We start from the raw sequence: 10,758 nt of genomic DNA on the forward strand, positions 1-10,758 counted from the left end.
AGCTCAAGCTGCTCGATCTCATGAGGGAGCGGCATGCGCGGCCAGATCTCCTCTTCGATGTCCGTCGGGCCAAGGCCGAGGTCGTCGAGTGCGGAGTAGCCGCCGCCGCTCCCGGCCGTGCCGGTGAGACTGGTCTCGATGGGGGAGCCGGCGACGTCCTCGACGCGGTACCAACTCGTGAGGACCTGGGTGGGACGTTCGTCGGAATCGCGGACGAGGCGGTCGCGTTCGATGACCTCGGTGCCGATGGGGATGCTAAGCGCTTCGGCGATCTCTTCAGTCGCAGGGATGCGACGGACCGTAGGCGTCTGGTCGGTGCGCTTCCAGGTCTCGCCGCTGGCCTCGCGGTCGGCTGCGAAGGCCACGACGCCGCGACTGCGGTTGGTGCGTGAGTACCGGTCGGCGCCCATGCGCTTGAGGGGAAACCGGTAGGTGACGACGGTGCCGCTGCGGCGCTTGACCTCGACGAGTCCCTCCTCGGCCAGTCTCCGGTAGCCGTCGAGCACAGTCTTACGATCGGCGCCGAGCTGTGCCGCGACGTCGACCGCGCGGGGGAGCTTGTCGCCGTGCCGGTAGCGCTCCCCCCAGATGTCCTGGCGGAAGTAGGCGGCTACTTCCTCGGGCGTGATCCGCAATCCAACTCCCTCTGCTCGTGCCAGCCATCTTGCCACACTAGTCCGTTCGGTGGACCTATTGACATCATGCCCTCGCCCGGCGTAAAAATAGGTCCGTCGAGCGGATCTATTCGAGGATCCGAACACGACTGCGGCCCCGGTGGTGGTGCACCGGGGCCGCGTACCGGACCAACGGCTGAAGGAGCTGGCCCGATGCAAGGAATCATCTCCCGCCCGGTCTCGATGGTCGAGGCGGTGGCGTCGTGAGTTACATGGGTGAGGCCATCGACCTGCGTCGCCTGAGCTCGATGGGGCTGCGCAGTCGCGTTCACGCCAACGGGGCGTGCGTCGGGAGCGATGACCCCGACGCATGGTTCCGCGACGAGCCCGACCTGCGCCGCGCCGTGCCGCGCGCCCGGCGGGCGTATGAGATGCGGGCGCGTCAGCTCTGCGCGGGGTGCCCCGTGACCCGTGAGTGCCTGGAGCTGGACGTCCGGGCGATCAGTGAGGGTCAGCGGCCGTGGGGCACGAGCGGTGCGCGCGCGCCCTGGGAACGGGAGCTGCTGGCACGGCAGCGCTACGGCGATCACAGCCGAGGCTTCGCGCTGTGGGCGCGGACGGAGATCGCGCAGCAGCGTATCGGCCGCCCCATCCGCTACCGGGGAGCGGGGGCGGTGGCGTCGTGAGCATCCGTCGCATCTGGCGCGCGCCTCGCTGCGCGGCCGACGTCGTGAACCTGGCGATCATCGCGGGCGCGCTCGTGCTCCTGCTGGTCGTCGCCCTGGTGGTGGCGCTGTGAGCCGGGTGTCGCGGGCCACGGGTACGGCTCCGGCCGCCCGTGCGGAGGACCCGGTGGAGCTGGCGGCGGAGCTGCGGCGTCAGCGGGAGCTGGCGGCCGCGCGCCGGGACGACGAGTTGGAGACGGCGCGTGCGGACGCCTCGCACGGCCGTGCCCGTGCGGACGTCGCGGCCGAGATCGATCTGGCGGAGCTGGACCGGGCCGAGCGGTCGGAGGACGCGCAGGCCCGGACGGAGCTGGCCCGCCTGTACCGGACGGCCCGCGCGCAGGGCGAGCGCATCCGGATCGGGTCGCAGATGGCGCGCTCGGGCGAGGCCCGCGCGCTGCGGCTGGAGAAGACGCGCGTCCTGAATCTCAAGGTCCTGATCCCGGTGCTGATCGGGTTCGCCGCCTGGTCCACGGCGGGTGTGCAGCACGGCGCGGCGCGGTTGATGGACGTCGACCAGTCCGCGCCGGTGTGGTGGGCGCTGTGGCTGCTGGAGCCGGTGCTGATCGGCCTGGTCGCCTGGGTGATCATCGTGCGGGCGCGGCTCGCGCAGTCGGGCGGGACGCTCGACCACGGGGGCGAGGTCATCGCCATCGCCAGCCTGACGACCTCGATCGCGCTGAACCTCATCGCGGGCGCGCCGAACGGGTCGGACCAGTCGGTGACGGCGATCGTCGGCGCGATGGTCGCGCACGCGATCGGGCCGTGCGGCGCGGCCGTCACCGCGCACCTGATCGGTCTGGTCGACCGGTCGGTCGCCGCCGCCGACCCGTGGACCGACGAGCGCGGGCGGGCGGTTCCGCTGCTGGCCGAGATGGACCTGCGGCTCCCCGCCGCACCCACGGCCGCCCTCCACCCCGCGCCGCAGGCCGCGTCCGAGCGTGCGTCCGAGCGTGCGTCCGAGGACGCCGCCGAGCGGCCGGAGACTGCGTGGCCGATCCCGCGCGGGGAGCGGACCGCGCTCCCGATCGTCCCCGCCGACGCTCCCGCCGAGCCCGCTTCCGACACCGCTTCCGAGCCCGCTTCCGTGGGTGCTCCCGAGGCGGTGCGCGGGGCGCTGGCGTGGGGGGAGCGGTGGGCGCTTCCCCAGATCGTGCGGGAGACCGCGCGGGAGCGCGGTTCCGAGCGGTCGCGAACCGGTGCTGACCAGGCGCGGAAGCAGGGGTCGGAAGCGCGGCCGAAGGTGCGTCCGAACCGGGGTGCGCGGGTGCCCGAGAGCGCGCGGGCGACCGCTTCCGAGCCGTCGTCGCGGTCGCTGACCGACGTGCAGCTCCGGGAGCGCCTGGACGCCCTGATCGAGCGCGGGGACCTGCCCGCCGACCCGTCGGTGCGCGCGGTCCAGAACGCCCTGGGACTGCGGTTCGAGCGCGCCAAGCGCGTGATGTCGCTGACGACGGCCGCCGACCCGCAGCGGTACCTGGCCGTGGTGGGGGGTGACCGGTGATGCCGCGTCACACCCGTCCGGTCCGGACGGCCCGGAAGCTGCACCAGCGTGCGGGGGCGGCGGCGGCCGTGGCGGCCGCGCAGGCCGAGACCGTCGTGCTGGCCGACCAGCTCGCCCAGACCCGTCAGGCGCTGCGGCTGCTGCAGGCCGACCACGCCGAGTTGCTCGCGCACGCCCGCGCCGTCGTCGCGGCGGCCGGGCGGGGCGACCTGGACCCCGTCGCGATCCTGTCCGGGCTGCTGGAGGAGCGGGGCCAGCTCCCCGCGCCCGGGCAGTCCCCGCGGTCGCTGCTGGCGGCCGGATGGGCGGGCGCGTGATGGCCGCGACCAGGAAGGACCCCGGAAAGCGGGCGGAGAACGCCGTCGCGATCATCTCGGCACGCCTGGACGCGGCGGACCGCGCGCAGAGCGAGCCCGGCGGGTGCCGCGCCGAGTGGGACAAGCGCACCAGCAAGAAGGAGAAGAAGAGGTGAACCCCCTGATGAACGCTGCGGCGGTGCGGGTGCTGGACGGGGAGTTGGCGGCCGTGCGCGGCGAGCTGGCCCGCCTGGACGCCAAGACGTCCACGCTCACGGCCGTGACCGGGGTGGGGATCGCGGTCCTGACCAGCCAGATCAGCCACGGGCCGCTCGCGGTCCGCCTGGTCCTGGCCGCCGCCGGGATCACGCTGACGGCGGCCGCGATCGTCCTGCTGCAGGGGGTCCTGCGCCCCCAGGTCGGGGGGCGCGGGTGGAGCCAGTGGGCCGACCTCAGCCCCGTGGAGATCGAGGACCTGTTCGCCGACCCCATCGAGGTCGCCGAGATCGGACCGTCTGACCTGCACATCCTCGCCGGGATCGTCCGGCGCAAGCAGCGTCGGCTCCGGGTCGCGTGTGACCTGCTCGTCGTCGCCCTCGCGCTGGTCGCGGTGGCGCTGCTCGCCGGGGCGCTGACGCCCTGAACAGGCGCGGGCGGCCCCCCTGGCCGGGGGTCGCCCGCTGAAACCCCATCGGAAATCAGCAAACCGAAGGAGAACCCCAATGTCCCACATGGCGATGACCACGGCTCTGACCAGCGCGGACGCGGCGATCCACGCGGCGGGCGCGCCCACGACGTCGGCGGCGGTGCTGGCCGCGCCGCAGGCCCCGCAGGCCCCGCAGGCGGGTCCGGGCGGCGCGCTGGCTGGCGGCGGCTCGGTCCTGGTCCTGATCCTGCTGGCCGTCTACCTCCACAACCAGCTCAAGAGCAAGAAGGTGAAGCTCGCGCACGTGCTGGCGGCGGGCACGGCGGGCGTGCTGCTGGCCGGGTCGGTCGTCGGCGCCATCGCGATCAGCACGTCCAGCGCGGTCGGCGGGAGCCTGAACTCGATGATGACGAACGTCACCGGCTCGGTGCCGCAGCAGGCTCCGAACACCGGAACCGGTAACGGCCGGTGACGACCGGCGGGGCGGTCCGCAGACGCGGAGACCGCCCCGCCCGGCCGCCACCGAGCCGGGGGGAAGGGGCGGCGGGGCCGCCCGCCGCCCCTTCCCCCGGCCGGTTCCCCGGCCCCGTCTCACGACCGTCTCACCGTTTCGTCTCACCGTCTCGTCTCAGGCCCTTGACAGACGCCAAGGCGCGCGCGTACACGCGCGCGCGACCCCCGGTGAGACGGCCCAGTGAGACGACCCCGTCCGAGCCCCGCCCGAGCCCCGTTCACGACCCCGCAGGGAGGTCCCCGATGCCGCGCTCCGTTGAGGCGCTGGCCCGCCGCCGGGCCGCCAACCGCGCCGCGCACTACCGCCACCGCCGTGACTGCGCGTACACGACCGCCGAGCGCGTGGCGGTCGCCTACGACCACTGGAAGGTCCTCCTCGCCGAACTGGACGAGGCGACCGCCGACGCCTACCGGGCCGCCGTGCTGCAGGCGCTGGAGACCCACATCGCCCACCTCGACCCGACGCCCGACCCGCCGCAGGAGACGCCCCGATGAACACCGACCCGAACACCAGTCCGGCGACCGGCCCGGGGACTGAGCCGTCCGTCGTTCCGGACGCCGTCCCCTCCCCGCGCCCCGCTCCGGGCCCCCAGTCGGCGTCCGCGTCCGGTGCGGCGGAGGGCGCGGACCCGTACCGGCCGGGATGGCGCGACCGTCTTGCGGACGCGGTCACGGCGCTGCGCGGCCGCTCGCGCCCGACCCCGGCCGAGGTCGAGGCCGAGCGGCGCGCCGCGTTCGGCACCGACGACGGCACCGCCGCCCAGGACGCCCTCGCCGCCGGCGACGGGGAGGACGCCGCGCCCGTCGAGCCCGTCGTGCCCGCCGCCGGTGGCGGGGTGGTGGGGCAGGTGCGGCGGGTCCGGCGCGGTGCGGGGGTGTCGGCGGCGCGGGTGCGGGCGTGGGCGACGACCGCGGACCTGTCCGACGAGCAGGTCGCCGAGCGGATCGTGGCGGCGGCGCGCGAACGCGCGGACGCCGAGCGCCGCCAGGCCGCCGAGGAGCGCCTGGACCCGGCCGCGCGCCGCGCGCGCCGCGCCGCCGGAACCGACCGCGCCCGCGACCGCGACCGGGAGCGGCGGGTGCTGCCGCCGCCGACCGTCGCCGAGGTCACCGCCGAGGACATCGAGCGGGAGCGGACCCGGCTGCGGTGGATGCGCGGGGGGATCTGCGCCGCCGTCGTCCTGGTCGCGCCGCAGCCGGTCGTGGCCATCGCGGCGGGCGCGCCGCTGTGGGCGGCCGTCGCCGTGGTGGTCGCCGTCGTCGCGCTGTGGCGCGTCGGCGCACCCGACGGCGAGACCAGCGGGGACGACGGGTCCGGCGGGGAGGGCCAGGACGTGCCCGACGCCTCCGCGACCGGCGGCACCGGCGCGGCGGTTCCGGGCGCGGCGACCACCGGGCCGCCGGGCGCGGCCGCGAACGCGGCGGCGGCCGGGACGGCGGCTGCGAACGCGGCGGGCGGGCCGCCGGAGCTGCCGGTGGTCGAGGTGAACGGCACGCCCGTCCCGATCAGCGACCCGTGCGCGGACTACGAGCTGCCCGCCGACGAGCTGCTGCGCTCGGTCCCGCCCAAGGCGGGCGGCGACAAGGACGCCGAGCGCGTCCAGGCGCGCATCGCCGCGGTGCTGGAGCAGTTCAAGATCGACGCGCGGGTCACCGGGTTCACGCGCGGCCCGACGGTCACCCGGTATGAGATCGAGCTGGGCGACGGGGTGAAGGTCGAGAAGATCACCGCCCTGGCCAAGAACATCGCCTACGCGGTGAAGAGTTCCGAGGTGCGGATCATCTCCCCGATCCCCGGCAAGTCCGCGATCGGCGTTGAGACCCCCAACCAGGTCAAGGACATCGTCGCGCTCGGCGACGTGCTGCGCTCCCCGGTCGCCACCGGCGAGCCGCACCCGATGATTGTGGGGCTCGGCAAGGACGTCGAGGGCCGCACCGTGGTGGCGAACCTGGCCAAGATGCCCCACATCCTCATCGCCGGCGCGACCGGCGCGGGCAAGTCCGCCTGCATCAACTCCCTGATCACCTCGATCCTGCGGCGGGCGACGCCGTGCGAGGTCCGGATGATCCTGGTCGACCCCAAGCGCGTCGAGCTGACGCAGTACGAGGGCATCCCCCACCTGCTCACCCCGATCATCACCAAGCCGGTCAAGGCCGCCGAGGCGCTGGGGTGGCTGTGCGGGGAGATGGACCGCCGCTACGACCTGCTCGCCCACAACGCGGTGCGGCACGTCGACGACCTGAACACCAAGATCCGCGCCGGAAAGGCCAAGCACACCGACGGTTCGCCGGTGCTGGAGCCGCTGCCCTACGTCCTGGCGATCGTGGACGAGCTGGCCGACCTGATGATGGTCGCGCCCAAAGACGTCGAGGGCTCGATCGTCCGCATCACCCAGCTCGCCCGCGCCTGCGGCATCCACCTCGTCCTGGCCACCCAGCGCCCGTCCGTCGACGTCGTCACCGGCCTCATCAAGGCCAACGTCCCGTCCCGGCTGGCGTTCGCCACGTCCTCGCTCGGCGACAGCCGCGTCATCCTCGACCAGCCCGGCGCCGAAAAGCTCATCGGCCAAGGCGACGCGCTGTTCCTCCCGATGGGAGCCAGCACCCCCACCCGCCTGCAAGGCGCCTACGTCACCGACACCGAGATCGAGAAGGTCGTCGGCCACTGCAAGACCCAGGCCCAGCGCATCCAGATCCCCGCGCCCGGCGACGACCGCCCGCACGACCAGCCCACCGAGCCCGCCGCGCCGATCCCGGCCGACGGCACCCCGCCTGACATCTCCCCCATGATCGTCGGCACCGACGCCGAACCCACCGCCGACCCTGCCGACCGCCGCCAGGACGACCACGCCGACGAAGCACCCGCCGCTTCCGCGAAGGACGCGACGGCCGCGACGGCCGCCAAGGCGAGCGCCGCGGACAAGGTCGTCGCGGCACTGCGCGCCGCCGGAGGCGGCCCGCTGGACCGGAACGCGCTGATCACCGCGACCGGCATCCCCCGCTCCAGCATCTACCGCCACCTCAAGACCCTGGTCGGCTCCGGCCGCCTGGTCGCCGTCGGCGACGGCTGGGCACTCCCCACCGACCAGCCCGCCCCGACCGAAGCGCCCGCTGGCCCAGCCGCCGCGACGTCCGGCGCTCACCGCCAGGACGACGGCCAGGACGACGACGCACTGCTGCGGCAGGCGGTCGAGCTGGTCGTCACCACCCAGTTCGGATCGACGTCGATGCTCCAACGCAAACTCCGCGTCCGCTTCGCCGTCGCGTGCCAACTCATGGACCGGATGCAGGACCTCGGCGTCGTCGGCCCCGCCGAAGGCTCCAAGGCCCGCGACGTCCTCGTCCAGCCCGACAGCCTGCCCGCCGTCCTCGACCGCCTCTAACCCGCGAACGCCACGGAGACAACCATGCCCACGCCCACCCTGGACGCCCTGGACTACGGCGACGAACGCCTGGAGTACATCCAGGCCCGCCTCATCGAGGACCACCCCACCGCCGGCCTGCTCGTCACCCGGCTGCTCGACCTCACCGGCCCCGGCGACGACGACGGTGGCGGCCCCGGCGACGGCGGCCTGCCCGACCAGATCGAAGACGTCATGGACCTGGTCTACGCCGAGACCAGCGAGATGCGCCGCTCCCACCTCGCCGTCCTCATCGCCCTGGTCACCGACGGCTGCACCCTCCTGCGCCACCTCCTCGCCGGAGTCGACGAAGCCCGCCTCCCCGACCCCGAGATCCTGGACAGCGTCCTGGAATCCCTGGAGCAGATCAGCGAGCCGCTGACCGAGGTCGCACTCACGCTGTCCCAACCCCGCGAACGCAACCACTGAGGTTCACCAGCCCGGCCCGACCCAGGCGGACCAGGCTCTTTCGGCCCTATCGAGTCCCACCAGCACCGCAGCCTTGAGACGAAAGACTCCCGAATGCTGACGTTCTTCGCGTGCCCCGCGCGTCGCGGTGCATCACGATGCGCGCTGGGCGTAGGGTGCCAGCAGCCCTACCGTGATCATGCAGTAGCGGCGCGTACTTCCGTCCAGCGGCCGCAGGAGGTTCCGCAGACATACCGAAGGGCGCTCCCTTTCGGGAACGCCCTTCGCTTCCTAAATATCGATCCCGATCCCTGGTCTCCCAGCTCTACCGCCCTGGAAAAGCATGAGCTGCGAGTCGATGGGATCGACAACGTCAGGAGCGACGATAACACCGCCTCCCGACGGTAGGCGAGGACGCCCCGGATATCCGGCGTGTCCCCCTCCCGTCATCACCAGCAGACCGCCCTCCGGCGAGGACCAACCGACATGCTCGTCGGCGGGCCTCCCTGTCAGGTTTGCGGTCGCCGATATTCGGTCGGGTCCGGACGCGGCGGAGACGTGGCCGGCCCTGTCGCGTCTGTTGGCGGCCGAGCCGGTCGCGCGGATGAGCCCGGACGGCGGCGACAACTTCCCCCGGCGCGGCCGCCGCCACCAGGTCCCGGTCGGAGGGGACCTGCCGTCCGAGCCTGTGACGGTCCCGGTCTACGCCCAGACCCCGGACGGCGCGACCGTGGGTCGTCTGCTGGTCGCCGACTTCGACACCGGCCGCGCGCCGGACGACGTTGACCCGGCGGCGCTGGTCGCGCGTCAGGCCGACGACTACTGCGGCCTGGTGGAGGAGTGCGGGGGCCGCGTCGTCCACGACGTCTCCCCCAGCGGCGGCCGCCACGTCTACGTCCGGTTCGCCCGGGCGGTGCCGTGGGAGGAGCTGCGCGACGTCGTCCTGGCCGCGGCCGACCGGTACTCCACCCTGGACCCCGCGCCCATGCGCAGCCCGTCCGGGCAGATCCGCATCGCCGGGTCCCCGTACAAGCGCGCGCCGGTCGAGCAGCCGGACGGGACGTTCGCGCGGCGCGGCCGTCTGTTGGGCTACATGGCGCTGTCGATGCCGCTCAGCGAGGCCCTGGCGGTGCTGGGGCGGCCGTGCGGCCCGAGCGTGCTGGACCGGCTGCGCCGCAAGCTCGGTGCGGAGCTGGCGGCCGTTGACCCCGCGCCGACGTTGAGGCGGCCGCTGCCGGGGTTGCAGCACACCGATGACGACGGGCGGCCGTGGGCGCCGCTGCGCGGTGGCCGCCGTCCCCTGCCCGCGCGGTTGGCGGAGCTGGCGCGCACGGGCGCGTGGGACGCCCCGCACCTGCAGCCCGAGAACGGCCGCTACCCCTCGGCGTCCGAGGCCCGCTACGCCGTGCTCCGCTCCCTGGCCGCCGGGGGATGGACGTGGGCTGAGGCGGCCGCCGAGATGCGGGCGGGCGGGCCGCTGGAGGGCGTCGCGGGCGGACTGTGCGGCACCCGCTCCGCCCGGCAGCGCACAGCCGTCCTGACCAGCGACTGGGACCGCGCCGTCATCGAAACGACCGCTTCGCGGACCGCGCAGGACCGGGTCCGCAACTCGCACACCAGTCCTACAGCTACACACCCCCCTCCGGCTCCCCCCGGATCGGTGCCGGCTTCCGCTTCGCCCGCCGGCGGTGACCCCTCGGCCGCCGGGTGCTGGGCCTTGCCCTCCACGCTCGCCCTCACGCCCGGTCCGTCGGGTCGGGCCCGGGCGGACCTGGACCGGTGGCTGGCGGCGGTCGTGCTCGCCGAGCGCGACCCTGTACGTTGTAAAGCCTGGGGGCGGCGCGCGGTGTCGGTGCGGCTGGTGCTGCGGGCGCTGGGACGCGCCGCCTGGCACACCGGCGACGTCACCGTCGCGTGGGGAACCCGATCGCTCGCGCTGGCCACACCGGTGTCGTGGCGGACCGTCGCCGACGTCCTGGCCGACCTGCGCGAGGAAGACGACCCCCTGGTCGACCTGGTCCGCCGCGGCCGCGACGACGACCCCGACGTCTACATGCTGCGCGTGCCGGACGCCTACCGCGCCGACGCCGCGCGGGCGGCGCCGGCCGCGGGCCGCATCGAGACCGGCCACCCGGCATGGCTCGCCGACGAACTCGGACCCGTCGCGGCCCTCCTCTACGAGGGACTGACGGCCGTCGAGGCGCGGCCCGCCGACCTGGAACGCCGAGCACGCCTGAGCGCCTCGGCGACCGCCCAGGCCCTGCGCGCCCTCGGCGCCTACGGGCTCGCCGAACGCGGCCCCGACGGATGGCGGCGCGGCCCCCGCACCCTCGACGACGTCGCGACCGAACTCGACGCGTTCACGCTGTTCGCCGACCGCGTCGAGCAGTACCAGGCCCACCGCACCGACCACGCCAGATTCCTGGCCCAGATCCGCCCCATGCGCGCCGCGTTCACCGCCATCATCACCGCCCACGAGAACCTGATCGACGAACGCGACATCGCCGACCCCGACCGCACCGCCTACTACACCGAACAACCCCCACCGGCACCGGAGCCCGCGACCGAACCCACCGGCGCGATGACCACCGGCGCGATGACCACCGGCGCGATGACCACCGGCGCGATGACCACCGGCGCGATGACCACCG

The 10,758-nt window shown here is 74.3% G+C and carries 11 protein-coding genes; 10 read left to right on the plus strand and 1 reads right to left on the minus strand.

Annotated features, from left to right (window positions below; all coding sequences use genetic code 11):
• Nucleotides 1-635: GntR family transcriptional regulator (locus tag G339_RS39630; RefSeq protein ID WP_019635075.1), on the minus strand; the 635-nt coding region annotated here is incomplete at its 3' end.
• Between the two features lie 251 nt (nt 636-886).
• Here G339_RS39630 and G339_RS36030 point away from each other — a divergent pair.
• The 10 genes from G339_RS36030 to G339_RS0131695 form a co-directional block, all read left to right on the plus strand.
• Nucleotides 887-1,300, plus strand: coding sequence for a WhiB family transcriptional regulator (locus G339_RS36030; protein ID WP_205625676.1), 414 nt, complete (start codon nt 887-889; stop codon nt 1,298-1,300).
• 166 nt (nt 1,301-1,466) lie between these two features.
• Nucleotides 1,467-2,843: a hypothetical protein gene (locus G339_RS37285; protein ID WP_051108016.1), complete on the plus strand. Its 1,377-nt coding sequence runs from the start codon at nt 1,467-1,469 to the stop codon at nt 2,841-2,843.
• The gene (locus tag G339_RS0131660; RefSeq protein ID WP_019635078.1) at nt 2,843-3,160 is read left to right on the plus strand and encodes a hypothetical protein; all 318 of its coding nucleotides are present in this window, start codon (nt 2,843-2,845) and stop codon (nt 3,158-3,160) included. Before G339_RS37285 ends, G339_RS0131660 begins: the two co-directional genes overlap by 1 nt.
• Entirely contained in the window at nt 3,160-3,315 is a 156-nt protein-coding gene (locus G339_RS39240) for a hypothetical protein (RefSeq protein WP_157408142.1), read from the plus strand. The genes G339_RS0131660 and G339_RS39240 overlap by 1 nt, the downstream gene beginning before the upstream one ends.
• Nucleotides 3,312-3,782, plus strand: coding sequence for a Pycsar system effector family protein (locus G339_RS0131670; RefSeq protein WP_019635080.1), 471 nt, complete (start codon nt 3,312-3,314; stop codon nt 3,780-3,782). Before G339_RS39240 ends, G339_RS0131670 begins: the two co-directional genes overlap by 4 nt.
• 79 nt (nt 3,783-3,861) lie before the next feature.
• Nucleotides 3,862-4,257, plus strand: coding sequence for a hypothetical protein (locus G339_RS0131675; RefSeq protein WP_026341955.1), 396 nt, complete (start codon nt 3,862-3,864; stop codon nt 4,255-4,257).
• A 284-nt stretch (nt 4,258-4,541) separates the two neighbouring features.
• Nucleotides 4,542-4,793, plus strand: coding sequence for a hypothetical protein (locus G339_RS0131680; RefSeq protein WP_019635082.1), 252 nt, complete (start codon nt 4,542-4,544; stop codon nt 4,791-4,793).
• Nucleotides 4,790-7,681 (plus strand): DNA translocase FtsK, encoded by a 2,892-nt coding sequence (locus tag G339_RS40745; RefSeq protein WP_084693555.1) that lies wholly within the window; start codon nt 4,790-4,792, stop codon nt 7,679-7,681. Before G339_RS0131680 ends, G339_RS40745 begins: the two co-directional genes overlap by 4 nt.
• Nucleotides 7,682-7,705: 24 nt before the next feature.
• Nucleotides 7,706-8,128, plus strand: coding sequence for a hypothetical protein (locus G339_RS0131690; protein ID WP_019635083.1), 423 nt, complete (start codon nt 7,706-7,708; stop codon nt 8,126-8,128).
• A 559-nt stretch (nt 8,129-8,687) separates the two neighbouring features.
• Nucleotides 8,688-10,758: hypothetical protein (locus tag G339_RS0131695; protein WP_019635084.1), on the plus strand; the 2,071-nt coding region annotated here is incomplete at its 3' end.

Source organism: Actinomadura atramentaria DSM 43919 (assembly GCF_000381885.1).
In the GTDB taxonomy this organism is placed as follows: Bacteria; Actinomycetota; Actinomycetes; order Streptosporangiales; family Streptosporangiaceae; genus Spirillospora; species Spirillospora atramentaria.

What these genes read in the sequence shown, in the direction of transcription:
- G339_RS36030 (WP_205625676.1), top strand. Translation starts at nt 887, where the DNA reads ATGGGTGAGGCCATCGACCTGCGTCGCCTGAGCTCGATGGGGCTGCGC.
- G339_RS0131660 (WP_019635078.1), top strand. Translation starts at nt 2,843, where the DNA reads ATGCCGCGTCACACCCGTCCGGTCCGGACGGCCCGGAAGCTGCACCAG.
- G339_RS39240 (WP_157408142.1), top strand. Translation starts at nt 3,160, where the DNA reads ATGGCCGCGACCAGGAAGGACCCCGGAAAGCGGGCGGAGAACGCCGTC.
- G339_RS0131675 (WP_026341955.1), top strand. Translation starts at nt 3,862, where the DNA reads ATGTCCCACATGGCGATGACCACGGCTCTGACCAGCGCGGACGCGGCG.
- G339_RS0131680 (WP_019635082.1), top strand. Translation starts at nt 4,542, where the DNA reads ATGCCGCGCTCCGTTGAGGCGCTGGCCCGCCGCCGGGCCGCCAACCGC.
- G339_RS40745 (WP_084693555.1), top strand. Translation starts at nt 4,790, where the DNA reads ATGAACACCGACCCGAACACCAGTCCGGCGACCGGCCCGGGGACTGAG.
- G339_RS0131690 (WP_019635083.1), top strand. Translation starts at nt 7,706, where the DNA reads ATGCCCACGCCCACCCTGGACGCCCTGGACTACGGCGACGAACGCCTG.